This is a genomic window from Paenibacillus sp. J22P218, assembly GCF_056269195.1.
On sequence record NZ_JBWDNL010000001.1, the window covers coordinates 365,234 to 390,209 of the forward strand.

The 24,976-nt window shown below is 52.2% G+C and carries 25 protein-coding genes; 14 read left to right on the forward strand and 11 right to left on the reverse strand.

Annotated features, from left to right (window positions below; translation table 11 throughout):
* The first annotated feature begins 1 nt into the window (after position 1).
* The 4 genes from AC0YN0_RS01675 to AC0YN0_RS01690 all read left to right on the forward strand — a co-directional run bounded on the left by AC0YN0_RS01675 (position 2) and on the right by AC0YN0_RS01690 (position 4,930).
* Entirely contained in the window at positions 2 to 1,429 is a 1,428-nt protein-coding gene (locus tag AC0YN0_RS01675) for a DEAD/DEAH box helicase (protein WP_475819729.1), read from the forward strand.
* Between the two features lie 100 nt (positions 1,430 to 1,529).
* Positions 1,530 to 2,789, forward strand: a complete 1,260-nt coding sequence (locus AC0YN0_RS01680; protein WP_475819730.1) for an S-layer homology domain-containing protein — start codon at positions 1,530 to 1,532, stop codon at positions 2,787 to 2,789.
* 138 nt (positions 2,790 to 2,927) lie between these two features.
* Entirely contained in the window at positions 2,928 to 3,677 is a 750-nt protein-coding gene (locus AC0YN0_RS01685) for an ABC transporter ATP-binding protein (protein ID WP_442050524.1), read from the forward strand.
* On the forward strand, positions 3,674 to 4,930 hold the full coding sequence (locus AC0YN0_RS01690) for an ABC transporter permease (protein WP_475819731.1): 1,257 nt from the start codon (positions 3,674 to 3,676) through the stop codon (positions 4,928 to 4,930). Before AC0YN0_RS01685 ends, AC0YN0_RS01690 begins: the two co-directional genes overlap by 4 nt.
* A 140-nt stretch (positions 4,931 to 5,070) precedes the next feature.
* Here AC0YN0_RS01690 and AC0YN0_RS01695 read toward each other — a convergent pair whose 3' ends face one another.
* Positions 5,071 to 6,366 carry an aminotransferase class I/II-fold pyridoxal phosphate-dependent enzyme gene (locus AC0YN0_RS01695; protein ID WP_475819732.1) on the reverse strand — a complete coding sequence of 432 codons (1,296 nt, stop codon included), beginning with the start codon at positions 6,364 to 6,366 and terminating at the stop codon, positions 5,071 to 5,073.
* 344 nt (positions 6,367 to 6,710) lie between these two features.
* Here AC0YN0_RS01695 and AC0YN0_RS01700 point away from each other — a divergent pair, with 344 nt between their 5' ends.
* Positions 6,711 to 7,496: an AraC family transcriptional regulator gene (locus tag AC0YN0_RS01700; protein WP_337099628.1), complete on the forward strand. Its 786-nt coding sequence runs from the start codon at positions 6,711 to 6,713 to the stop codon at positions 7,494 to 7,496.
* A 97-nt stretch (positions 7,497 to 7,593) separates the two neighbouring features.
* Here the strand turns inward: AC0YN0_RS01700 and asd are convergent, their stop codons facing one another.
* On the reverse strand, positions 7,594 to 8,391 hold the full coding sequence (asd, locus tag AC0YN0_RS01705) for an archaetidylserine decarboxylase (protein WP_475819733.1): 798 nt from the start codon (positions 8,389 to 8,391) through the stop codon (positions 7,594 to 7,596).
* A 181-nt stretch (positions 8,392 to 8,572) separates the two neighbouring features.
* On the opposite strand from asd, the gene AC0YN0_RS01710 reads away from it, so the two are divergent.
* Complete coding sequence (locus AC0YN0_RS01710) at positions 8,573 to 8,872, forward strand: transposase (RefSeq protein WP_475819734.1); 300 nt, start codon at positions 8,573 to 8,575, stop codon at positions 8,870 to 8,872.
* A 78-nt stretch (positions 8,873 to 8,950) separates the two neighbouring features.
* Complete coding sequence (locus AC0YN0_RS01715; protein WP_475819735.1) at positions 8,951 to 9,631, forward strand: HAD family hydrolase; 681 nt, start codon at positions 8,951 to 8,953, stop codon at positions 9,629 to 9,631.
* 65 nt (positions 9,632 to 9,696) lie between these two features.
* On the opposite strand, the gene AC0YN0_RS01720 is transcribed toward AC0YN0_RS01715, so the two are convergent.
* From AC0YN0_RS01720 to AC0YN0_RS01740, 5 genes are read right to left on the reverse strand one after another with little or no spacing between them, the layout of a single operon-like run.
* Positions 9,697 to 10,173, reverse strand: a complete 477-nt coding sequence (locus AC0YN0_RS01720) for a GNAT family N-acetyltransferase (protein ID WP_475819736.1) — start codon at positions 10,171 to 10,173, stop codon at positions 9,697 to 9,699.
* A 2-nt stretch (positions 10,174 to 10,175) separates the two neighbouring features.
* Entirely contained in the window at positions 10,176 to 11,330 is a 1,155-nt protein-coding gene (locus AC0YN0_RS01725) for a YheC/YheD family endospore coat-associated protein (RefSeq protein ID WP_442050476.1), read from the reverse strand.
* Positions 11,330 to 12,703, reverse strand: a complete 1,374-nt coding sequence (locus tag AC0YN0_RS01730; RefSeq protein WP_475819737.1) for a YheC/YheD family endospore coat-associated protein — start codon at positions 12,701 to 12,703, stop codon at positions 11,330 to 11,332. The genes AC0YN0_RS01725 and AC0YN0_RS01730 overlap by 1 nt, the downstream gene beginning before the upstream one ends.
* Positions 12,703 to 13,917 carry a YheC/YheD family endospore coat-associated protein gene (locus AC0YN0_RS01735; RefSeq protein ID WP_475819738.1) on the reverse strand — a complete coding sequence of 405 codons (1,215 nt, stop codon included), beginning with the start codon at positions 13,915 to 13,917 and terminating at the stop codon, positions 12,703 to 12,705. The genes AC0YN0_RS01730 and AC0YN0_RS01735 overlap by 1 nt, the downstream gene beginning before the upstream one ends.
* Positions 13,918 to 13,928: 11 nt before the next feature.
* A complete protein-coding gene (locus tag AC0YN0_RS01740; protein ID WP_475819739.1) occupies positions 13,929 to 15,299 on the reverse strand; it encodes a YheC/YheD family endospore coat-associated protein in 1,371 nt (456 codons plus the stop codon).
* Between the two features lie 130 nt (positions 15,300 to 15,429).
* On the opposite strand from AC0YN0_RS01740, the gene AC0YN0_RS01745 reads away from it, so the two are divergent.
* Both AC0YN0_RS01745 and AC0YN0_RS01750 read left to right on the forward strand, forming a co-directional pair.
* Positions 15,430 to 15,765, forward strand: a complete 336-nt coding sequence (locus AC0YN0_RS01745) for a YlbF family regulator (protein ID WP_337099619.1) — start codon at positions 15,430 to 15,432, stop codon at positions 15,763 to 15,765.
* Positions 15,766 to 15,854: 89 nt separating this feature from the next.
* Positions 15,855 to 16,139: a hypothetical protein gene (locus tag AC0YN0_RS01750; RefSeq protein ID WP_442050481.1), complete on the forward strand. Its 285-nt coding sequence runs from the start codon at positions 15,855 to 15,857 to the stop codon at positions 16,137 to 16,139.
* A gap of 112 nt (positions 16,140 to 16,251) precedes the next feature.
* Here the strand turns inward: AC0YN0_RS01750 and AC0YN0_RS01755 are convergent, their stop codons facing one another.
* Positions 16,252 to 16,602 (reverse strand): helix-turn-helix domain-containing protein, encoded by a 351-nt coding sequence (locus AC0YN0_RS01755; protein WP_475819740.1) that lies wholly within the window; start codon positions 16,600 to 16,602, stop codon positions 16,252 to 16,254.
* 229 nt (positions 16,603 to 16,831) lie between these two features.
* On the opposite strand from AC0YN0_RS01755, the gene AC0YN0_RS01760 reads away from it, so the two are divergent.
* On the forward strand, positions 16,832 to 17,305 hold the full coding sequence (locus AC0YN0_RS01760) for a hypothetical protein (RefSeq protein ID WP_475819741.1): 474 nt from the start codon (positions 16,832 to 16,834) through the stop codon (positions 17,303 to 17,305).
* An 83-nt stretch (positions 17,306 to 17,388) separates the two neighbouring features.
* Positions 17,389 to 18,741: a DRTGG domain-containing protein gene (locus AC0YN0_RS01765; RefSeq protein ID WP_475819742.1), complete on the forward strand. Its 1,353-nt coding sequence runs from the start codon at positions 17,389 to 17,391 to the stop codon at positions 18,739 to 18,741.
* A gap of 50 nt (positions 18,742 to 18,791) precedes the next feature.
* Here the strand turns inward: AC0YN0_RS01765 and AC0YN0_RS01770 are convergent, their stop codons facing one another.
* The 3 genes from AC0YN0_RS01770 to AC0YN0_RS01780 form a co-directional block, all read right to left on the reverse strand.
* Positions 18,792 to 19,088 carry a YtpI family protein gene (locus AC0YN0_RS01770; RefSeq protein ID WP_442050485.1) on the reverse strand — a complete coding sequence of 99 codons (297 nt, stop codon included), beginning with the start codon at positions 19,086 to 19,088 and terminating at the stop codon, positions 18,792 to 18,794.
* 69 nt (positions 19,089 to 19,157) lie between these two features.
* Positions 19,158 to 19,673: a sporulation membrane protein YtrI gene (locus AC0YN0_RS01775; protein ID WP_475819743.1), complete on the reverse strand. Its 516-nt coding sequence runs from the start codon at positions 19,671 to 19,673 to the stop codon at positions 19,158 to 19,160.
* 3 nt (positions 19,674 to 19,676) lie between these two features.
* Positions 19,677 to 20,003 (reverse strand): YtrH family sporulation protein, encoded by a 327-nt coding sequence (locus AC0YN0_RS01780; RefSeq protein WP_337099612.1) that lies wholly within the window; start codon positions 20,001 to 20,003, stop codon positions 19,677 to 19,679.
* Positions 20,004 to 20,174: 171 nt separating this feature from the next.
* Between AC0YN0_RS01780 and AC0YN0_RS01785 the strand changes: the two genes are divergently transcribed.
* The 3 genes from AC0YN0_RS01785 (at position 20,175) to AC0YN0_RS01795 (ending at position 24,939) form a co-directional block, all read left to right on the forward strand.
* Positions 20,175 to 23,846, forward strand: coding sequence for a DNA polymerase III subunit alpha (locus tag AC0YN0_RS01785; RefSeq protein WP_475819744.1), 3,672 nt, complete (start codon positions 20,175 to 20,177; stop codon positions 23,844 to 23,846).
* Between the two features lie 314 nt (positions 23,847 to 24,160).
* Positions 24,161 to 24,652, forward strand: coding sequence for a phosphatidylglycerophosphatase A family protein (locus AC0YN0_RS01790; RefSeq protein ID WP_337099610.1), 492 nt, complete (start codon positions 24,161 to 24,163; stop codon positions 24,650 to 24,652).
* A 98-nt stretch (positions 24,653 to 24,750) separates the two neighbouring features.
* Complete coding sequence (locus tag AC0YN0_RS01795) at positions 24,751 to 24,939, forward strand: glutamate decarboxylase (protein ID WP_307200428.1); 189 nt, start codon at positions 24,751 to 24,753, stop codon at positions 24,937 to 24,939.
* Positions 24,940 to 24,976 lie beyond the last annotated feature (37 nt).

Here is a 24,976-nt window from a genome sequence, read left to right on the forward strand (position 1 = left end):
TATGAGCAAGCAAAATTGGATTGAACTAGGCATTAACGAGACGCTGAGTCTTAAGCTGGAGGAGAATAGCATTACGGAGCCGACGGGCATTCAAGCGGAGACGATTCCGCTCCTGCTTGCAGGACGCGACGTCTCGGCAAGATCGCAGACGGGAACGGGCAAGACGCTTGCTTATTTGCTTCCGCTGCTGCAAGGGTTGAACGCAGGCTCTAATGCGATTCAAGCGATCATTCTATCGCCGACGCAGGAGCTCGCCATGCAAATCGTAAGAGTAGCCGAGTCGTACGCGGAGCCGCTAGGCCTTCGTGTGCAGCAATTGATCGGAGGCGCGGCGTTGAAGCGGCAGGTCGAGAAGTTGAAGCTGCATCCGCAGCTTGTTATCGGTACGCCGGGACGTATTCATGAGCTGCTGAAGCTGCGCAAGCTGAAGCTGCATGACGTCAGGTACGTCGTTGTTGACGAAGCAGACCAAGTGTTCCATCTCGGATCGACCTCGGAGGTAGAGGCGATTCTGCATGCGACAGGCAAGGAGCGTCAGATTACGTTCTTCTCTGCGACGTATCCCGATGTGATGGCTAGATTCGAAGGCCGTTGGATGAAGGATCCCGCCCGCATTCAGATTACGCCGGAGCATAGGGTGTCGGAGACGATCGAGAACTACTACATGCTTAGCGACAAAAGGGACAAGACGGATACGGCACGCCGCCTCGTTCGTTTGTTGAATCCGTCCTCCGCGCTGTTGTTCTTGAACGATACGGACAATATTTCGAATTGGGAAGCGAAGCTTGCTTACGAGGGCTTCACTGTTGAGGCCATCTACGGCGACGCCGATAAGCAGCGCCGCGCGGCAACGCTGGCGCGTTTCCGTGAGGGACGCTGCCAGATTCTGCTTGCTACTGATGTCGCGGCGCGCGGTCTGGATATCGAGGGACTGCCGCTCGTTATTCAGCTCGATCCGGCGATTGACGCCGATCATTACGTTCACCGTGCTGGAAGGACGGGACGTATGGGCCGCCCCGGTACCGTCGTAACGATAGTGACGCCGCAGGAGCTGTTCATTATGGAGAAATTCCGTAAGCAGCTAGGCATTACACTAGAAGAGCGTGTCATGTTCAGAGGCAAGCTGCTCACGAATGAGCAGCTTCGCGAAGCGACGAAGCCGTTCGCCTCCGCTAACCGGAAAGCGGTGTCTGAAGATAAGCCGGTTCGCACAGCAGAGGCAGTCGAGAAGCCGCGAAAGCCGCAATTTCCGAAGCCGCCGGCTATCGGCAGCGGGCAGGAATCCAGCACATTGAAGCCCGCAGCCAAAGCGGCCCCTAAGCCGATTGTGAAGGCGAAAGCGAAGGAAGAACGCAAGCGTGATGGGAAAAACAAAGGCGCTCCGAAATGGTTAAAAGCGAAGCGTGAAGCCGACAAAAACGACAAATAATTTTTTTATTTGCAAGCCACCCTCCTAAATCGGACACCCTCCCCCGAACGTTATGGGCGAAGGTAAAAAGCGGAAAAATCCGTAATCGATCATAGGGAGAGTGGCTTTCTTGACTAAACAAAGTATGTGGAAGAAGACAGCAATTACCTCACTGGCACTAATGATGCTTACAGGCGGTGCGACAGCAGCTTTTGCCGACAATGGCAGAGGAAACGGCGGAGGTCGTGATGATGACCGAAATAATCAGAACGAAGACAGCCGGCATAACGATAAGAATGACGATAAGGACGACGATAAATATAAAGTAGTTTGGAAATTCAAAGACGAAGACGACTTGAAATGGGCAACCGAATATATTATGCGTCTGGCGTCCAAAGGTATTTTCACAGGTTACGATGATGGTACATTCAAGCCCTCGAACAAAATTACTCGCATCGAAGCGATCAGCGCTGCGGTTCGCTTGATGGGATTAAGAGATCAAGCCGAGTCGGCGGAAGAGATGAGCACGGAGCTTCAATTCAAAGACGCGGATAAAATCAAGAAAAAATATCCATGGGCGGTAGGATACGTTTCGGTTGCTCTAGAAAACGATCTGTTCTTTGAAAACGAGACAGAGGTGAAACCGGAGCAGCAAGCGACAAGATTATGGTCGACGATCTTGCTTATTAAAGCTCTTAAACTGGAAGATGAAGCGAAAGCTCTTAACAATACGAAGCTTGATTTCAAGGACGCAAATCAAATTCCAGCCGGTTCTGTCGGTTACGTAGCGTTGGCTCTTGAGAAAAAAATTATTACAGGTTATGAAGACCGTAATGGCAACAAGACATTCCGTCCGAACCAACCGATTACCCGCGCCGAGATTGCAGTGCTCCTTGACCGCACGGACGAGGAAATGCCGGATCAAGACGCTACGTCGATTACAGGCACATTGAAGGCTGCTGCAAGCGGCGGCAAAATTACAGTCGTGAAGGCTGATAAAACCGAAGTTGTACTTACGCTTGATCCTAACGTCTTTATTTTCCGCGATGACAAGAAAGCTGCCGTAAGCGCGCTTCGCGCAGGCGACGAAGTACTCGTTCGCACGTACCAAAGCAAAGTAGTGTTCATCGAAGTAACGGAAGAAGAGCCGGAAGTGGTTAGCTTCTCGGAGACTGGCAAAGTACAATCGCTAACGTTCGATTCGTCGGCCAAGCTGTCCGCGATTACGGTAACGCAAGAGGAAGATTCAGAGACTAACGTTCTGATCTACGCGGTTTCCCCTAACGTTAAAATTGTAGGCAATGCTTCGCTTCTTAAACAAGGACAATCGGTAAAAGTTACGGGCAAGAACGCTATCGTAGAAACGATCGAAATTAAATAGAACCAATTAGGGATTAAAGCCGTCCCTTGCCCGCTTACGCGAGCAAGGGACGGCTTTTTTTGATATTGCGCCCATAATTCGGTATGCTGATATAGAAGATAGTCATGATGCCAATATGTAATAGTGAAGGTGAAGAGAGTGGACACGATATTGCAGGTGAAGCAGCTGATTGGCGGATATAGTCCGCGCAGGCCGGTGCTGCACGGTCTTGATTTTGAAGTAAAAGCAGGTGAAATGGTCGGGCTGATCGGGCTTAACGGAGCAGGCAAGAGCACGACGATCAAGCATATTCTTGGGCTTATGAAGCCGCACCAGGGAGAAGTGAAGGTTGCGGGCACGACGCTGGCGGAGCAGCCGGAAGTATATCGATCGGCCTTCGCCTATGTGCCGGAAGCGCCTGAATTGTTTCCCGAGCTGACGGTTGAGGAGCATCTTCATATGACGGGCATGGCCTACGATGTAAAGGAGAAGGACTTTGCTGCGAGGCAAGAAGCGCTGCTCGATCAGTTCCAAATGCTTCCTAAGCGAAAAGCGTTCGCAAGCCATCTATCCAAAGGGATGCGCCAGAAGGTCATGATTATGAACGCTCTATTGGCTCAGCCGCCGCTATACATTATAGACGAGCCTTTCCTGGGTCTTGATCCGCTCGCGATTCGCTCACTGTTGGAACGATTGGTGGAAGTGAAGCGGAACGGAGCGGCTATTCTGATGAGCTCGCATATTTTGTCCACGGTGGAGACGTATTGCGACCGGTTCATCGTAATGCATCAGGGACATATCGCTGCACAAGGGACAATGGAGGATGTAAGGCGTACAGCGGGCATTGATATGCGGAACGGAACGCTTGAAGAAGCGTTCTACAAGCTCGTTACCGGAGGCCATTCATGAGTGCAGAAGGCAGAGGCAGCTCGCTAGAGTCGTTATGGAAGAAGCGCTCACAAGCTTTCCGCAAGGAAACAATGCCATATTTGCGCTATATGTCGATGAGTGGATTTCCCGCCTTCCTGTCGCTCTTCGTTATATCCGGCATATTAGGTTATTTTAAGCTTATTAGGGACTTGCCGCAGGACTTTCCGATTACGGCTGTTGGAGTGATCGTGCTTACGCTGGCGGTTAGCTGGACACCGCTTCGTACATGGCTTGCGCCTGCAGATACGGTTTTTCTTATGCCTCGCGAAGGGGAAATGGGAAGTTACCTGAAGGCGTCATACCGTCGTTCGACGATCATGACGGTATTATTCAGCGCCGCCTTGCTTCTATTGTATGTGCCGATCTATAGGCAAGGGGCTGCGCCGGCTCACTGGCTAGTCATTGTAGGCGGGGCGGCGTTACTGCGCGCGGCTAATCTGTGGGGAGGCTGGAAGGAGCGTAAGCTTGCATGGCCGGGCATGCGGCGTTTGCTTCGCATAGCACGCTGGCTTGCCACGGCAATCGTTCTGTATGTGTGGCTGACATACGTTCCTTGGCAGTCAGTCGTCTTCACGCTGCTCGTAGTTGCGCTTTTCACTTTCGCATACCGGCTGCCGGGCAGTCACCGCTTTCCTTGGGAGCGTATGATCGAGGAAGAGAGGACAACTCATAAGCGTTATTATACGTTTTTTGGCATGTTCATCGACGTTCCGACGCTCCCGTCACCAATCGCTAGGCGTTCATACATCGCCTGGGCGCTTCGGCTAGTTCCGTATTCCAAACGACATACATTTGTTTATTTGTATTTGGCCGCGCTGCTTCGAACCGAGATGGGAGGCATTCTGATCCGACTGCTGCTGCTCGGAGGTCTCGTAACGTATTGGATTGCCGACGATGCTTCGTTGTCCGGATGGGGAGCGCCGCTTGTTTATGCCTTGTTCATGCTTGTGTTGTCCGTTCAACTGGGAGGGCTTAGACAGGTTCATCGTCATTCCGTATGGAAGCATGTGTACCCGCTGCCGGATAGTCAGCGCATTGGCCAATATACGAAGATAGATCGCATGGCTCTAAGCGTCATCGCTGTATTGCTGGCATTCCCTCTTGCATTGCCATTGCTCATTCAAGGCTATTACGCGCCTGTAGCTGCTACAGCAGCAGCTATGTTAGCTTATATTGCCATTAGGCCAAGCCGTATTAAGAAGAAGCTGCGCAAAGAGGAAGATGACGATTAATTTTTGACTGTATGTTTTCCACTCAAAAGTCGCTTAACAGGCGATTGGGGCCGATTATACAAAAAGGACCTCAGCATTTCACTGTAAAGTGAACGCGGAGGTCCTTTTTATTGAAATCATTTTTGTGTCTTCGCTGTTTCTTACGCTAGCAACTCTTGAACCGCTTTGAAGATCGTGTCATACAGCTCTTCCAAGTTTTCTTCCTCGATACAGGAGAACGCGACTCGCAGATCGGTCTCGCCAAGCGCGATTGTTCCGATGCCGTATTCGTTCAGCAGGCGGTTGCGAACAGCTTCAGCTGTAACACCGCTCAGCTTGAGGCACATGAAGTAACCGGAGTTGAACGGATAGTAGCTCAGCACATCGCCGTAACGGCCGCTGTCGAGCAGGGTCTTCACGGTATTGGCGCGGCCTTTCATAATATCGTATTTCTCGGCCCGCTGCTGCTCGAACTCCGGCGATTGCAGAGCGCGAAGCACGAACGTCTGCGACGGATGCGGTCCGCTCGAAATCGTAGCGCGAATAATGCCGACCGTCTTCTGCTCAAGCGCTGCGAGCGCAGCAGCCGATGAAGATGCGTAGGTGATGAACCCTACGCGGAAGCCCCACACATACTCTTCTTTCGTAGCCCCGTCAACCTTGATCGCAAGCACGCGCGGGTGCAGTTCCGCAAGCTTGGAGAAAAGCGACTCGTGCAAGGAATCCTCGAAGAACAGTCCGAAATAAGCGTCATCGGTAACAGCCACAACATTGATGCCCGCTTCCGCCGCATCGCGAATCGCAGCTACGATTTCGTCGCCTTCCTGAGGACCTGGCGTGTAGCCTGTTGGGTTGTTCGGGAAGTTAAGCACGACGATCGCTTTGCCTTTGTCCTTCTGTGCGAGCAACGCTTCGCGAAGACCTTGGCTGTTGAATTTCATTTCATTGTTGTACAAAGGATATTCGACGATCTCAGCGCCACGGCGTACGCCGAAGGTGAGCTCATAGTTTTCCCAGTTTTTATTTGGAATGACTACGGCATCTCCAGCATCGGCGAACAGGTCGGCAACAATGCTAAGGCCGTGCGTCAATGCATTCGTTACTACAGGCGTCCCGAAGCCCTTGGCTTCAAGAGACGGATTATCTTTAATCATCTTCGTGCGCCAAGCAGAGCGAAGCTCCGGCTTGCCGCCAGGAGGTGCATATTCGTAAAGATCCTTCGGATTATAAGCGGTCAGCGTCTCTTGAATCACTTTGAGATGCATAGGCACACCGCCCTCTGTTGCAATTCCGATCGTAGCGTTGAACTTCTTCGCCTTCGTCTTTGCTTCAGCGGATTGGCTGAGGATGCCCTCCTTCGGAAAATAAATCGCTTTGCCTAAAGCCGATAACATGGCGTAGACGTTCGGATTTTCCGTTTGCAACGTCTCATTTAACTGCTGTGCAAGTGGGTTCATTAGACTTCATTCCATCCTTCCGAGATGATTCGTATAAGTTATTATTGGCTAGAACTGCCGGTCTGTGACGCGTTACAGCTCTAATCTTCTTGTCGGGTGCTATTATAACATTTTTTCTAAGGTGCAAACCATTCTCATAGCAAATTTTTTGCGAAATCTAGTCACATTGTTGTACGGCTTGCACAAAACTTTATCGCTGTTGTATGATGACGACATATGTTTGGACGAGCAACAACGGTTGCTGCTCTGTAAGCGTTAGCTGCCTATTATGGGCCCGCGCGACAAATGCTGCTTCGAGATGGGATGGAAAGCGGTTTGTTTCGCTGGCGGGGGAGGATTTTTATATGCTGCACGTATCGCCTGATTCTTTAGTTTTGCAGCCTGCCTTTGCCAAGATCGTCTGCGAGCCTGGATGGCGCTGGGCAAGACGCGAGAAGCCGATACCTAATTACGATCTATTCTATGTATGGAGCGGCGAAGGGGAAGTAGAAATTAACGGTTCGATCTATGAAGTAAGCAAGGGAAGCTGCTTCTTGTTCCGGCCCGGTGATCACACGAGCGCGACACATAATCCCCAGAAACCTCTTGTATTGACTTATATTCATTTTAAAGTGGATGAAGCTGTCGATTCAGTGCCAGAGCGTCATCGTGTGCTTACGGATACAGTGGACTTCGAATATATGTTATCGCGTTACGTTCGATTATTTTTAGTGCAAACGTATGCGGCGGAAGAAGAAGCGAAGCTTGTGCTTAAGCAGCTGATCATTCATCTGCTGCGCGAGGACAATGCGGCGCCGGTGGAGAAGAAAGCGAGCAATCAACTGACGGAAGCTATCCACGAGATCGCCAATTACGTTCGCCAAAATCCGAGCATCGCGCATCGCGTAGAAGATCTGGCGATGCGGGCGCAGCTTTCGCCGCGATATTTTTCGATGAAATTCAAGGAAATGATCGGGATGTCTGTTCAGACGTATATGATTCGGACCCGGATCGAACGCGCGCAGCATCTGCTTATGCACGCGGGCATGAACGTCACCGAAGTAGCCGATGCGCTTGGCTATCGAGATATATTTTTCTTCAGCCGCCAATTCAAGCAATATACGGGCAGAAGTCCATCGGAAATACGTTGAGCCTATATTCCATATTGAATCATACAATAACGAAGACTTCTTACGATGCCGCCTAGGCTGTCATCATAAGAAGTCTTTTTATTGTTTCTACTCTCAGTTATAGCGGTTGCTTCGGCAATAGACGTCCAAGACGTTCGCCCATCTTCACTTTCAATCCGACCTCGATATCCTCGCGCGGAGCGAAGCTGTCATCCTCCATCAGCAGGACGACGGTAGAGCCGAAGGAAAAGTAGGCGAGCTCGTCACCTTTATTAACCTCGTCTTGCAGCGGCTCAACGTACTTAATGCTGCTGACGTTCATAGCGCCGACCTTGACGACCGCCGTTTCCCAGAACTCGTTCCGTATGTAGGTAATAAGCCTTTCGTTGCGGCTTAACACTCTTCGCATATGGCGCAATCCGAAGTCGTTGACCGGATACACCTTGCCGGCTATGTGCTCCCGCTCTACGACCGTTCCGCTTACCGGTACATGGATGCGATGATAATCGGTAGGGCTTAAATATAAGACCATGTAATAGCCGCCCAGATAGGAAGAGGCGCGCGGAGAACGATTAAGCAATTCTTCTACGGTGTAGTCCTGTCCCTTGACATTCATGATCGTCCCGTCCTGAATGCGGCCGGCTCCGGTGATCAGCGCATCTACGGGACTGGCCACCTGGTCTTCGCCGCCATCGATCTGTCTCATGCCGTGCTTAAGCCGGCGGGTGAAAAATTCATTCAACGTTCTATATTCAGAGAGGGGCTTTTCGGCCTCCTCCACCTTTATGCCATACATAGCTGCAAACCTTGCAATTAGATGGCGGCTGGCGGCTGACTGGGCGAATCCTCCGGTCATCCGGGAAATCCATTTGCGCGAGCTTAACTCAGTCATGGAACGAAGCAGCCATATCATCATGCTCTTACCGTCACGTCCTTTCCTTTCCTTACATGCAGGGCTTTAGGTCCGTTTCTTAAGCGCTTGCCCCCAAACAGTGTGACATATCCGAATCCAATTTACAATACGCAGGTTCATTATTTGCGTAAGCGTTTATTTCTGAAAAATATCGACGATGCTGGTCAGGAAGAGGTGATCATAGATGATGGTATTGAGCGGAATCGGACTCGCGGCCGGGGCGCTTCTGCTAGGCTGGATCAGCGGAAGAAACGCCGGCTTGCGGCGGCTGTGCGATGGACTGGCGGTTATTGCATTCTTCCTTTTTTTCGTCATAGCCTCAACGGCAGTGGCGGCTACGATAACGAGGGACACCGTCTTTATGACGGAGGTTCATCGGGTGCTTATTAACCCTGTTTTTCTAGCAAGCGGAGCTTATATTGGACCGTATACGCTATGGAAGCTTGCAAGCGTCTTAGCGTTGAAAACGCCGAAAACTCCGTAAGCGGGTTGCGATGGTATTGGCCGCTCCAGTATGATAAGGGCAGCAATGGAACTGGACTACTGGAGGCGAACCTATATAATGAACGAGAAACAGCTTACAAAGCCGGAAGCGGTTATATTTGATATGGATGGAACGTTATTCGAAACGGAAACGCTGCTCGTGCAAGTGCATAAACGGCTGTTCGAGACGCTTCGCGAAGAGAAGCTGTATATGAAGGAGACGCCGCCCGTAGACAAGCTGCTTAGCTGTCTCGGCATGCTGCTGGAAGATATATGGCGTCAAATCATGCCCGATAGCTCTGAAGCGGCCAGAAGGCGCGCAGATGAACTGATGCTCCAGTACGAGCTGGAAGGGCTCGAAGCGGGCGAGGGCGAGCTATATCCCAATGTGGAGCAGACGCTTGCTTGGTTGAAGGAGCGGGATGTCAAGCTGTTCGTCGCAAGCAACGGGCTGGAGGCTTATGTGAAGGGTGTAGCGGAGCATAAGGGAATTGCCCCTTTATTCGAAGGCTTGTACAGCGCAGGCGAATACGGGACAGCCAGCAAAGTGGACCTAGTTGCCAGACTGCTGAGCGATCATGGCGTTCAGTCGGCATGGATGGTGGGAGATCGTTCCTCCGATGTGGAAGCGGGGAAGGGCAACGGCTTGTCAACAATCGGCTGCGCCTATGCGAGCTATGGCAAGCGCAACGAGCTCGAAGGCGCGGATATTCTTATTTCGGATTTTCGTGAATTGCGAGAATGGATTGAACGGTATTAAAGATATCGTTAACGGCCGCCTAGGCTGCGCATCGACGCAGACTGGACGGCCGTTTTGTTCAATATTCACACCTTGATCGGAGCTCCCAACTCTGCTGTTTTCTCGAAGCGCACCGTAGGCTTGCCCGTGGGGCCGCGATGCATGGAGACAGCCTTCATGCCGAGCTTGAAGCAGATCGCCATGCTTGCGGTATTGTCGACAGCCACATTGCAAGTCATAGAACCGAGACGTCCAATCATCGCTTCTACGATTTTGCCGCCAATGCCCAGTCCTCGGGCATCCGGATGCACGACGACGAGACTGCCCCCTTCGCCGCCATCGGCAGCGAAGCCGAAGCCGACGATGCGGCTGCCGTGGACAGCGACGGCAATGACTGCTGTATACACACCGCTAGCATCTGATTCAAGCATTGAATCATCCAGCTTGCGCAGCGCATGCATCGTCGCGATAGCTAGCCGCTTATCGCCGAAGCGAAGGGCGAAGCCGATCAGTCTCTTCTTCTCGGTACGCCATCTATCCGGCGCAAGCAGCTCCACTTCCATCGTTACATGCCTCCCGCCGTGCTCGTTTTTTTCCTGGCTAGATAGGAGCTGTAATGAAAAATCCGCTCCAGCGATTTCTGTCTAATATGCGGCTCGTCGAATTTCATTGGCTTTGAGTTCGCTTCGAAAAACCAGATGCTGCCTTCGCTGTCGATACCCAGATCCATCGACATCTCGCCGAGCAGCTGCTTCGATGCCCGTTCGATCTGCTTGGCGATGAGGATCGCCGTCGCTTTCGCTTTTAATAACAGCTTACGCGCGTTATCCTCGTTAAATGTATACACAAGCAGTTTCTCGGGATCTTCAATCATGCCGCCTCTAGGCACATGTGTCGTGATGCTCGAGCTGCCTGCGATACGGGCGCCGATGCCGGTAATATCCCATTGCCCGCGGCTATTCTTCTGCACGAGCACGCGCAGGTCGTAATGGCGATCGTTGAAGGAAGCGAGCTTAATGCCTTGCTGCGCGATGTAAGCTTCTCCGGCGCTTTCCTTCTGGATACGAGTCCATAGCTTCGTAATCGAGCTGCAGCTGTAGGTGGAGCTCTTCTTGCGCTCTTGTATTTTCAACCGATAAGGAAGCTCTCTGGCCGCTTGGAACTTGATCGTCATAATGCCTTTGCCCGCTTTGCCGCTCTCCGGTTTCAAGTAGATAAAGGAATATTTATCCATCATTTGGCCCAGGCTCGACAGCGACATCAGCTTGCGGGTCGTAGGAATGAAAGGTTTGGTGGACTTGGAGTCGCGCAGCCACTCGAACATCTCCCATTTGTTGAAGAAGGAAGGATTGAACAGCCTGACGCGAGGGTGCTTCTGGCAGGCGGCGATCTTCTGCTTAACGGCTGGAAGCATCTCATCCTCGCGCTGAGGAATCCGATTGTAGATAATATCAGGAAACGGCAGCAGCCGCGGCAACCAGCTTTCGGATTCCTCGTTGTATACGTAGCCATTCAGGTTGCTCCGGGTTAACAGCAAGTTTTTCACTGTCACGACGTAGACGATAAACCCCATACCTTGACCTACTCGAATAATATCGATGAAGTTATTGCGGTTGCCCCGGAAAAGTTGAGTATCGTCATCGATGGTCAGTATAGCGAGTACTGTTCTGCCGGCGCGAAGCTCTCTGATGTCCGTCTCATCCGGAAGCAAGCTCTCCATTAGCCATTACCTCCTTGGAAGTGGCTAAGATACATACAGTGCTCCAAAATGTACGAAACGGAAGCACGACCCTCCGAACGAAGTGCAGGATGCTTGTAAATGGAACGGCCCGGCTTCGCGTTCGCCTCGAACATCCATACTTCACCGTCCTTGTCGATGCCAAGGTCGAGTCCGAGTTCGCCAAGACGATGAGGGTAATTGCGTTCAATCGCTTCAGACAACTTAATCGCGACACTCTTCGCTTTGTCCAGCACAGTATCCGCCTGCGCGCCGAACGTCCGGCTAAGCGCCTGTTCCGGCGTCATCAGCTGTCCGCCGTTCTTCACATGGGTCGTCACGCTGCCGCGGCCGGCCTTCTTCGCTCCGATGCCTGCGGGAACCCATTCATTTTTGCCGTTCTTATGCATATGGAAGCGGAAGTCGAGCGGGCAGCTGTCGATCTCAACGAGTCGAATGCCCTGCTGAACGACGTATTGATTAAAGGTATTGCCGTGACGCGCTTGCAGCATGCGCATGAGACTGTTGAAGTTCGGGAAGCGAAGCAGAACGTTCTGGCTGCCCTTGCGGTAACGTACGAAATAACCGCGCTTCGAGTGATAGGTCAGCCGATAGATGCCAACCCCAAGACTTCCAGCTGTCGGCTTGAAATATAGAAATTGATGCTTCTCAAGCATCTCCTTCATCTTCTCCGGTGTCGGATTCGATACCGATTCAGGCAAGTGGTTCAGCGCCTCCGGATCGTTGTCGAGCAGCTTATACACGTCGGATTTATTGAAGAAGCTCCAGTTGAAAAAAGGGATTTTCCGCCGTACGAACTTCTCGCGCAGCGAGCTGATGGACGTCGAGAATTCGGCCTTGCGGTTCGGCAGGCGGTTGTAGACGACATCGGGCAGCGGAACGACTTTGCGATACCAGCCGCCTTGGGGGCTAAGGAAGTAGCCGTTGACGGTCTCAAGCTGCCAATTAATGTCGCTTGGCGTGAAGCCGAATAAATAGGCTTTATCCTCGCCCATGCGAATAATTTGTTTAATAAAGTTCGTGCGCCCGCCGAACGGATAGCTCTCGGAGTGCACGTTCGAGTCGCTAAGAATGCCTACGAGCGGCCCGATCTGGACTTCGTTCTCGCCGCTGGCGAGCACGTACACGTTGCCTGACTTCGGCACTTTAATCAATTGCCGCACGCCCGCGGACAGGTAGAGATGGTTGCCCGGGCGCTTCAACGCCTTGAGCTCGGTCGTGATGACCTCATTGCCTAATTTGAGATGAATCGATTTTTTACCGGCCAGTTTAAGCTGCTTGAGCAACGGGCTCGACAAATAAATGACTTTATCGGACTGTGGAGAGAAGTGCACATTACACGTTGTCAAACTCATCAATGAACCTCCTGAACGTTGAAAGGCCGTAGTCGTTTCGGATCCTGCGCTTGTCGGCCGTTAGCGGATTCATGGACTGCAGCCGTAGCATATAATCGTCTCGCGATAAATCTAGCGTATAAGAGTGGGCGTTCAATGGAATGTCGCTCGGCGCTATCGTCACCGATGAGGCGGAACGAAGCGCGGCCGGGCTTCGAATTGGCTTCAAGCAGCCATAGGCGGCCGCCCGGCTCAATGCCGTAATCGAAGCCAAGCTCAGCGAATCTTCCGTAGCGGCCCTCGAGATGCTCAGCTGCCTGCTCACTTATCATATGGATTTGGTCTAGCAAACGTTCGGATTGCGGCTTGCCATAGTTGATTTCAAGCAAGCTTTGCGGCAGCGTGGCGCCGCCTCCGCCGTGCAGGTTAGAGGTTAACGCGCCTCGAGCCCCTCGGCGGGCAGCTATGCCGCTCAAGCGCCAAAAGCCTTGCTCGTTCTTCTGAAGCAAGACCCTGATGTCGAAGGGATATCCTTCTTTATCGTTAAGCGCCAAGTAGGGCTGAAGAATATAGGGAGTACGGGCAGTAACCCGATCCAACCAGTGCCTCCAGTTGGTTGTTGCTAGGGTGAACGTCTTGGTGAAAATGCGATTGCTTCGCGTACGGCCATTCATGTGTACCGATTGTTCTTCTGTATTCAGCTTTATATGAATGACGCCGATCCCATGCATGCCTGCGCCCGGTTTAAGGACGAGCCCATCCGGATAGGACGCAAGCAGCGGTTCGATCTGAGAAGGGGAACTGTAGGGCAGCGTGGATGGGAGAAAAGGCGCCAGCCTATTGTTTTGCTTAAGCGCGTCATAGACATCGAGCTTGGATGGAAGGCTGCTGTTAAGAAGTATATGCGGCTTAGCTAGCTTTATTTGGGATAAGATATGACGGCTGCTTCGCCGGCTTACCGCATCGGTGCAAAAGCGGCGGTCGTAGACAACGTCGGGCAGCGGGCAAGTCTGCTGCTGCCAACGTCCTTCTTGCCAGCGATAGCCGATCAGCTCGCGAGCACCAGGCTGCCACCCCTCTGCTGTGAATACATATAACAGCATGCAGAGACGCTCCGCAGCAATGGCAAGCTGACGATAGAAGGATGGTTCAGGCAGCTCAGGCTCGAGGTCAGCATTGGCAGTTGGGATGATGGAAGCGACATAGATACCGATAATAACATTAGGTAGTTTCATGGCAGCCCCCGTCAGAAGCCCGATAAGAAACGGGAATATTGGATTAGAGCAAGCACGGAAGGGCGTATTTTGTTGTCGTTAAGCGGAGTGTTGTCGTTTTTGGACGGCTTGGAGTTGACCTCCAGCAGCCAAACGCGGCCATTCGTATCCATGGCCAGATCGATGCCAAGCTCGCCGAAATGCGCGGGAATTTGCGTATCGACGCCTTTGGCAATATGAAGCGCCGCCTGCCGCAGCCTTGAGGAGGCTTCCTGCCTGTTGATTCCGTTCTGCAAATTCGATTTGCCGATCGCTTCGGCCGCCGTGCTGAGCGTTCCGCCTCGGGCCAGATTGGATACGAAGTGCTGGTCGCCGGCCGTACGAGCGACGATCGAGGTAATCGCCCACGTGCCCTTGGCATTTTTCTGTACCAGCGCGCGGAAGTCGACGGGCCGCTTCTGGATTTCAATCAGTTGCAGACCTTGTTGAACCTGGTAACGAATCGTCTTCATCTTGGTAGAGATCGTCGAGAAGAGCTTCTCAAGATTAGTAAACAATTGCTTGCGGCTGCCGCTCGCAGTGGCGAACATAGCTAAATAGCCGTTATTCGATTCCCCGCGCGTAATGCGGATAATGCCTTTGCCGAGGCTGCCTCGAATCGGCTTAAGAAAAACGCTGCTGTAGCGGGAGCACATGGCGTTCAGCATCGTGTAATTGCGCAGCAGATGCGATTCGGGCAAGTAGCGGGCGACGGTCTCGTCTTTTTTTAACGCATCGAATACTTCTGCTTTATCGAGAAACTTCTCGTTGAATACGACAGTAGCATGATGAAGTTTTACTTCATTCAGGAAATGTTGTACGCTGGGTCTGCTCTCCATTTTCCTCGATGTGATGCGGTTATTGACGACATCGGGCATCGGCATGGATGTTTTCATCCAGACGTTATTGAATACCCAGCCGCTGACGGCATTCATGCTGCCAAGCTGGTTCGGCGTGAAGAAGTAGACGAAAGCCCCATGCTCCGTACAAGCATCCACGAGTTCCCGGCAGAACATCGTAATCGAGCCGAACGGCTTATCCGGCATATTCGGATAATCACGGCTGACCAATACGCCGATCAGCGGACCAAGAACAAGGGATGACGTAGCTTCCGTGTAACGCAGTCCCACGGAAGCGTTGTGGGAGAGGCCCATCTTCTTGGCGAGGCTCTGGCTCACGCGCATCCCTTCGAACTTAGGAATCGCGATTACTTTGACATTATGACGGAACGAACCGAACCTTAGCGTAATATGCTGGCCCTGCGGAATTCGGAGACGCTTCATCTGCGCTTCGCCGAGCATGAGCGTATCCTCCGGCAGCATGCCGGAGCTTATGACCTGTACGGATACTTTCGATTTGAGCATCTTAGAGCTCCTTCCAAGCAGGAGATAACGGGTGGTTGGGAACGAAAATAGGTATTTAACACGAATTAATTTATCATATGAGGACATCTAGCCTTTGTGAATCGAAAAAAACGAACGAGGAGTCGATCCAATGAATGTATATGACAAAGCTTATGATCTAGCGAAAGCACTTAAGGATAGCAGCGAGGCGGAGCAGTTGAAGACAGCTAAACGGGCAATGGAGGCCGATCCTGAGGCTTCACGGATCATGGAAGGCTTCCGGGAGCGCCAGATGGAGCTTCAGCAGAAAATGATGAGCGGCGAAGAACCGACCGAAGCGGAGATGGCGTCGATTACGAAGCTGTATGAAGAGATCGCGGGAAATCCGTTAATTGCCAGCGTCCTAGAGGCAGAGCGGCAGCTTGCGGTCGTATTCGAGGATATTAATCGATTGCTGAACGACGTTCTGAAGGCAATCGCGGGATAGAGTCATATCCGGCCAAGCTTGTTCATACCCTAATAATGCGGACGAGGGTGACAGGTCGGACGCATATGAGGATGAAGGAGTTGAAGGCTATGTTTTCGGGGAGAGCCCGTCATGTGCTCTATTTGCTGCTTGCGCTAGCGATGCTCGTCTACGCGCTGCCGCGTCTTGAGCTCGGCGACCCGCTTAGCGTATCAAGCGTCTTCGGATACATCTGGGTAGCGCTCGCGCTGCTGGTCGTAACGGCGAACGTGAACGAATTGCTGCTGATGGACGAGGAGAAGCGCAAGGAGCTGGCGAGAATCAAGAGAGCGAAGTACGTGCTTATGGAGCGGAAGATGATGCAACGGAAATCAGTCGCGAAACAGTCGCGTTAACGGATAAGACATCTTGCGCAGAGCAATGTCTCGCATGTGGACAAGAAGAAGACCTAGCAGCTCGCTAATAAGCGCTCTAGGTCTTCTTTTTGTTGCATTTTGGCTACAGTTACTATTTGGTATCTTTGAATTGAACGAGCTGCTTTACGAATTTGTATACCGCTTCCTGCTCTCGCGCAGTCAGACCGTTCAATTGAAGGGCGATCTTGTCCGCATAATCGCCGCCGCCATCTGCTGCGCGCGGCAAGGAGTCGTCGATATTAACGATATGCTCAAGCGGCGTCTGGAGCGCGGCTGCAATCTTGGCAAGCACATCAATGGTCGGATTTTTCTCGCCGCGTTCGACTTGTCCCATGTAAGAGGCGTTTATTTCGGCGCGAAGCGCAAGCTGCTCTTGGCTCAGCCCTTTTCTTCTGCGATGCGACCGTATATTTTCTCCGATAAGCTTCGAAATTCCACTCATTTAAGTCACCCCAGCCTAACGATAGTTCTTTCATGCAAGTACAACAACTGTCTATAGGATGTACTTAAAAAAGTGACTATAGTCATTGACGGAGGGAGGTACTCTTTACTATAATTGTGTAAAAAAGTATCACTCTATTATTATCATTGTCTGTTAAGGAGTAATTTACCAATTGAGTTAATAGTGGTAAGATAATGAAATAGGGCCGTTTGGCGGAGGGAGGCTAACAATGGTTGATGAATTCGAGTTTTTCAGAAAAGTACGGGCCTATTATTGCATGGTTCCCTTCGTTGTCAGCTTTAAGTATAAAATGTCGCACAAGGTCGAGAAGGCCGCAACAGCGTCAGGGTCGTTCAGTTGCCGTGTCAATCCACATACACAAATTGTCGAATACATCATGCAATTGAATTCAGATATGATTGCAAGGCCGCATAGCGAGCAAAGCTCATTCCTGTTCTCGAGCGTGTGCGAGGAAATTCCGCCGCAGGCTGTTCGAGTCGATAATCACCTTATACATTCGGCTAGGTACCCGATTCCTATTGAATATGATTGGCAGAAATTCGTTATGAACGGTGCCGAGGAGGCAATCAGCGTCCAATCGATGAATCAGCTGTTCAAGAAATGGAAGCTGCTCGGTGTACACGGACAGCAGGTGAACGCGGATATTAAGGTCGAGCGGGTCGAGATCGAGTGGTATCATTAAGCCGACTCCGCTTTACATGACTTTTCACGGTCCTATCTCTTATAATGGAGGAAGACGATGAAAGGTTGGACGGAGGAATAACAATGACTTCAAGCGGATCTAGCCATGACAACAGCACGAAACACGAGCAAGTGCTGCAATATATTCAGAATTTGAAGATCGGAACGAAATTGTCGGTGCGACCGATTGCGAAGGCGCTTGGCGTAAGCGAGGGCACGGCATACAAAGCGTTTAAGGAAGCAGAGGCTGCCGGTCTCGTCAGTACGAAGGAAAGAATAGGAACGGTGCGCATTGACCGCAAACGGCGCGAAGCGCTCGATCAGTTGACTTTCGGTGAAGTGGCGGAGATTGTTGAGGGACGTCTATACGGTGGGGCAGCGGGCCTGGAGAAGACGCTCCATAAATTCGTAATCGGCGCTATGGAGCTTGACGCGATGCTACGTTATATCGATGAAGGTAGCCTGCTTATTGTCGGCAACCGCGTCGGTGCTCACAGGTGCGCGCTGGAAGAAGGGGCAGGCGTACTCATTACGGGCGGTTTCGAGCCCAGCGAGGAAGTCATTGCGCTAGCGGATGATCGCGCTTTGCCGATCATTTCATCGCGGCATGATACTTTCACTGTCGCTTCGATGATTAACCGCGCGATGTACGATCGATTAATCAAGCGCAAGATTATGCTGATCGAAGATATCGTTACGTTCAGCCGTCCGGCGGATGTACTTCGGGTAGGCGCTACCGTGTTCGATTATCATAAGCTGTCACGCGAGTGCGGCTATTCAAGATTTCCGGTTGTAGACGAGCGGGGCAAGGTAGTCGGTATGATGACGGCCAAGGATGCCGTCGGAGCTCCTGATGAGGGTGAAGTGGAACGTCTCATGACGAAACATCCGATCACGGCAGCGCCGAACATTACGGTACCGTCTGCCGCGCATACGATGGCTGCCGAAGGCATTGATCTGCTGCCGATCGTTGACCGGCATCGCAAGCTGTTGGGCGTTGTAACGAGACAAGAGGTGCTTGACGCTATGCGTTTCGCTGGCAAGCAGCCGCAGTCGGGCGAGACGTTCGAAGATTTAATGTGGACAGGCTTCATGGCCTCGGCCGTTCAAGGGCAGCATGAGCTTGGCATCATGTATAAGGGGGCGATTACGCCTCAGATGTCGGGAGCGCTTGGCATGGTATCGGAAGGGGTGCTGGCGACGCTAATGACGCAAGCGGCCAGGAAGATGATTAGGGAGACGATCAAGCGGGACTATTCCATGGAGAGTATGACGACCTATTACGTAAGGCCTGTTCAGATCGATCGTGAAATTACGATCATTCCAAGAGCGCTCGAGATGAGCCGCAAGTTTACGAAGCTGGAGATTGAAGTGAACGACAATCAAGGACTGGCCGCCAAGGCGATGATGACGGCCCAGATGATTGATCCGTATTGACGGTCCATCCATGAGTATAGATGATCGCGGTACGGTGCGAGAGAAGGGCATCAGCCCTTCATCGTGCGATATACGCTTAGATTACGCAAGCCTGCGAATAGATTGAATACGCCAAGCACAAGAAATAACGAGCCGATTACGATGCGCACGGTCGATTCATTCGACAGGAACAATTGGACCAGCGCAATAAACATTAGCATGACGCCCATGCTGATATTCATCTTGGCTGCGTTCATGCCGCGCAGCTTGGCGTCCGTTCCGCGCCGCGACTTGAGGCTGAATACGACGGATAACACGAGAGTAATGAGAATGCAAGGCAATAACAGCCATTGCAGCAGTTGATCCATTTTGCAAGCCACTCCTTCAAACAAGTTCTTAAGCTACCTTCGATTGTACCACGAATGGCCAATCTATGCCTATGACGGTGATTTCGCCGAGTAGCGCACGTTAACCCATAAATGCAGGACGTTGTCGACGACGAGCATCGTCTTGACCTCAACCGTATACTCCTTCCCATACACATCGTTATAGTCAATTCGTCCGAGCAATCTGCGCGCGAATTGGGCGTCAGAGTCGATGTCATAAATGCTTTTGCCGATATAAGGGGTCAGATCCTCCTTAATGCGCTTAATGAGCTCGGCCTCGGCCACTTTGTCCAAGTTCGGCTTTGCTGAATTTTGCCCTGCCTCGGTTTCGATTCTCGGAATAATGCCCTTGATGACGGTATGCTGATTTTTGAACTCTTTCAAATGCTTAATATCCTGCTCGTATTGCTCCAACTGCACCTCAAGCTCACTCTTCAGACTGACAATCCTCTCGAATTGCGCGATATAGAACGAATTATAGACGATCGCCCCGATAAGCATGCCCAGCATAAGCACCCCAGCCAATTGAAGTCCCCTTACGAAACGGTCGAATGGAGGCAATCGCATCGGCTAAGCTGTCCCCCTGCATATTAAACGAACGAGCTCCGTAGCTAGATGAGCCCCGAGAAATGCAATGATGATGAAGCAAATTTGTTGGGCGGCAGGCGACAGCTGACCTTGTGCGATGTTGCTCTCGATGACGCGAACCGGATCGATAGAGCCGCCGATTGCGGCGACGATTGCCCATATTTTCAGCCTTGCTGCCGTATCCAGCATCGTTACCGCGGGAGGCAGCAACATGAACACGGAACCGATTCCCGCCAGCATCGAGCCTCCGATTACAACACCGAATGCTATGAAGAAGTCTAGTCCGGCTTTGGACAAAAAGTAACTCATAAGCACGCACACCCTCCTGAAATGTTCTGTTGCAAATCTGCGATCTAAGCAGTCTATTCAACCCTTACATGCGGCCTGTCCGGCTCTTGCTACCATTCTATGGGCGTCTAGGTGTCTATTATGATAAAATAGAGCTAATGATTTCGATTTGGACGAGAGGGGGTGTGCGCGATGAACGAGGTGAGTTCCGCATCTTTCGTGCACTTGCATGTGCACAGCGAATACAGTTTGCTAGACGGAGCAGCGCGCATTCGCGATCTAGTCTCACGGGCGTCAGAGCTCGGAATGAAGGCACTTGCGTTAACGGATCACGGCGTCATGTACGGAGCGATACCGTTCTATCGCGCATGCCGTGCGCAAGGCATTAAGCCGATTATCGGCTGCGAGCTTTATTATACGGCAGGGCATCGGCAGGATAAGGGAACGCGTAAGGAAAATCCGAACTACCATTTGATTGTGCTGGCGAAGAACGAGACCGGCTATCGCAATCTAATGAAATTAAGCTCGATTGCCCACCTGGAAGGTTTTCACTATAAGCCGAGAGTCGATATGGAGTCGCTGCGCGCACATGCGGAGGGGCTTGTATGCCTAAGCTCATGCTTGCATGGCGAAGTCTCGCAGCATCTGCTGTATGACCGTCCCGAGGAAGCGAAGGCAGCAGCGCTGCGCTATCGCGATATATTCGGCGATGACTTCTATCTGGAGCTCCAGGACCACGGCATGCTTGAACAGAAGAAAGTAGCGGCCGCTATAATCGCTTTGTCGAAGGAGACGGGCATCAAGCTTGTAGCGACGAATGATGTACATTATTTGCGTCCGGAGGACGCTGAAGTGCAGGATGTCTTACTCTGTATTGGCACAGGCAAGACGACCCAAGATACGGACCGGATGCGGATGCTGACGAATCAGCTCTACATGAAGAGCCCCGCGGAGATGGCGACGATGTACCGCCATGTTCCGGAAGCGGTTGCCCACACGCTCGAGATCGCAGACAAATGCTCGCTTGAGCTGACGCTGGGCCGGGCGCCGCTGCCTGTATTTCGGCCGGTGCCGGCAGGGATGAGCTCGTCTGCTTACTTGGCTGCGTTATGCAGCGACGGGCTGCAAGCCCGCTATGCGGGATTGCCCGAATGGGCCAGTGATGCGGAATACCGCTCCAAGGTAGAGAATCGCCTTGCTTATGAGCTGTCCGTCATCGAGAATATGGGCTTCAGCGATTACTTTCTAATCGTGTGGGATTTCATCCGATTCTCGCATGAACGAGGCATCCGGACAGGACCTGGCCGCGGATCTTCGGCAGGCAGCCTTGTCGCCTATACGCTTCGTATTACGGATGTCGATCCTATCAAATACAAGCTGTTGTTCGAACGTTTTCTTAATCCCGAACGGATCACCATGCCGGATATTGATATCGACTTCAATGATGAGCGGCGTGACGAGGTTATTGCGTACGTAGCCGCCAAATATGGGGAAGAGCATGTTGCACAGATCATAACATTCGGTACGATGGCGGCGAAGGCTGCGGTGCGCGACGTCGGCAGAGCGATGAGCGTTCCGCTTCATGAGGTAGACCGGGCTGCCAAGCTCATTCCGCATCAGCTGGGCATCACGCTGGAGGAAGCGCTTCGGACGAGCACGGAGCTGCAAGAAGCTTGCGCGCGGCAGCCGAAGACGGATGCCATGCTTAAGATGGCGATGAAGGTGGAGGGCATGCCGCGTCACGCCTCGACCCATGCTGCTGGCGTAGTCATCTCACGCGAGCCGTTGACGCATTATGCGCCGCTTCAGGAAGGCAGCGAGCAGATTCCGCTGACGCAATATTCCATGGAGCATCTGGAAGCGATCGGGTTGCTGAAGATGGACTTCCTAGGACTTCGGACGCTGTCGATTCTGGAGCGTACGTTGTCCTGGATCAAGCAGCAGCACGGGAAGGAAATTGACTTTCGCAATGTGAACGACAATGATGAACTGACGTATGCAATGCTCGGTAGAGGTGATACAACGGGGATATTCCAACTCGAGTCGACGGGCGTGAGACGCGTGCTGCGCGAGATGAAGCCTTCGGAATTCGAGGACATCGTATCGGTGCTGGCACTTTACCGTCCCGGTCCGATGGAGTTTATTCCGAAATATATTCAAGGCAAGCACGGACTTGTCCAGGTTCAATATCCGCATCCGTCTTTGGAGCCGATCTTAGCTGATACGTACGGCATCATTGTGTATCAAGAGCAGATTATGCAGATTGCCTCGCTAATGGCGGGTTTCTCGCTCGGCGAAGCCGATCTGCTTCGCCGAGCGGTATCGAAGAAGAAACGCGAGGTGCTGGACGAGGAGCGGGCGCATTTCGTGAAGGGCAGCTTGTCGCAGGGCTATTCGGAAGCGGAGGCGAACCTCGTATACGATATGATCGTTCGTTTCGCAGATTACGGCTTCCCGCGCGCGCATGCTGCCGCTTATGGCGTATTGGCCTTCCAAACGGCATGGCTGAAGGCGCATTATCCGGTTCCGTTCATGGCGTCCATGCTTGCTTCGGTTACCGGCAATCAGTGGAAAACAGCGGAATATGTCGACGAATGCCGGCGTATGGGCATTGAGGTGCTGCCGCCGGACGTGAACGAGAGCGGCGTTTCCTTCACGCCGGCCTTGAAGTCCGTTCGTTTCGGCTTGGCTTCGATTAAGAACGTAGGCACGCAAGCGATTGAAGCGTTATCGAAGGTGCGCGAGGAAAGGCCATTCGACAGCTTGCTCGATTTATGTCGTCGCGTCGACCTGCGCGTTGTGAATAAACGCGTACTGGAGTCGCTTATTCAATCAGGCGCATGCGACTCGCTGCCCGGTCATCGGTCGCAGCAGCTTAGCGCGCTCGAGGAGACGGTGGAAGCCGCGCAGAAATGGCGCAAGGAGCGGGAAGAGCTCCAAATCGACATGTTCAGCTTCGGCTTCGACGAGGTGCAGAACTGGGACGTGGAGATGCCGGACGTCCCGCCATATACGACGAGTCAGCAGCTCGATCTCGAACGTGATCTGCTCGGCCTGTACTTGTCGGGCCATCCGCTTGACGCGATGGATTCGCAGCTGGAGCCGCTCGGATTGGATCGGCTTGTCGATCTGAGCGAGGCGAAGGACGGAGCGGCCGCCATAATTAGCGCAATGATCGTTTCGTTGAAGCCGTTCACGAATAAGAAAGGCAATGCGATGGGCTTCCTTGAGGTGGAGGATCGCATCATGCGGGTTGAAGCCGTCGTCTTCCCTGCCGTATGGAAGCGGTGCGAGAGCAAGCTTGAGAAGGGCGGACTCGTCATTATGCAAGCGACCGTGCAGCAGCAGGATGATGACTTCAAGCTGATCGTGGAAGATGTCGTTCCTCTGGGCCGCCCCGAGCTTAATCTTGCTTACGAGGTTCGGAAGCTGCAGGGACAGGCGGCAAGGCGCGCGGCTCGGCCGTATGGGACCGCTCAGACGACAACGAGATCGAGCGCCGCGCCTAGCGTGAACAATAATGCGACCAACGAGAACTCCGCTCAGGGTACTGCTGTCGAACAGCATAAGGCTCAGCCTGCTGGAACTGCCGCAGTGAGCGCTAGCATTCCTGTTAAGCCTGCTCAAGAGCGCAAGAAGCAGCGGGTCTATATTAAAGTAACTGAGGCTAATGATCAGACCGGCACGCTGGATAAACTAAAGGCGGTGCTGACTGCGCACCATGGCACGCTCGATACGGTGCTGTTCTATGAACGCGACCAGAAGTCGCGCGCGCTCAGCGAGGCGTACAGCGTTAAGCCATCGCCGAAGCTTTTCAGCGAAATCGAAGCGCTGCTCGGCGAAGGGGCGATCGTAGTAAGGTAACAGGGGCAGAATGTAAGTTTTGGCCGAAAAAAATTGCGACAGAAATTTTCGTTATTCCGTTGGATAGCGGTCGTATGTCGGAAATAGCGCAAGCTTATTGCGCTATTTTTTTATTTTCATGGCAACGAAGCAGCACTTGTCATTTTATTGCTAAACTTTCCCGTCACTATATGCACGTAACGGCTTGTACCCGCATATGTTTAGAGATACAAGCGGATATGGCCTGCTATCTAGAACCGATTAGGAGCGGCCGGGCTGCTCGGATCAGCGTGGTTACGTACAAGCATACAAGCATCAGCGGGAGGGATAGCCGTATGACCGGAATAGAGAAATGGCTTCTGAAGCGTGGCGTGGCGGTTGCCGATATAACAGAAATTGTCTATATGCTGCAGCTTCCGTACAATTCCGATTTGACGATGGAAGATTGTGAAGAGAGCGTCAGAGCGGTTCTTGCAAAACGAGAAGTGCAATATGTGCTGTTCACGGGCATTGCGCTTGACGAACTGGCGGAGAAGAAACTTCTGCCAGAGCCGCTCCAGGCCATTATGGAAACGGATGAGTCATTATTTGGCGTAGATGAGACGCTGGCGCTGGGCATTACGAATGTATACGGCATGATTGGGTTGACGAGCTTCGGATATTTAGATAAAGTAAAACCCGGCATTATTCGTCAGTTGAACGTAAAAGGCGAGAAAATTCATGTGTTTTTGGACGATCTGGTTGCGGGATTAGCCGCCGCCGCATCTGCCAGAATCGCCCATCAGGACCCGAAGGCGCTTCGATATGATTTGCCGGATTCGCCATGACTATGGTATCATTGTGACATCATATGGCCTGTTACCGGGAATTAGCTAAGCTTACGAAGTGAACTTTGCGGGCTGCAAAGTTTTCAGGAGGTACCATGATGTGGACGGTCATCTATATCGCACAAACAGCAAAAATCGCAGATAACATCAAGAAGCGGCTGACGGAGGAAGGTTTCCTTGTGAAAATTCGCTCTGTAAATCTGTCCAAACAGCAATACGAGATATTGGTTCCGTCCGGCGAATTGGAAGAAGTGCAGGAAGTACTAAATTCCATTATGCGTCTGTAACGGATTGCTCTATACTATTGCGCCTTGAGAGGTGTCA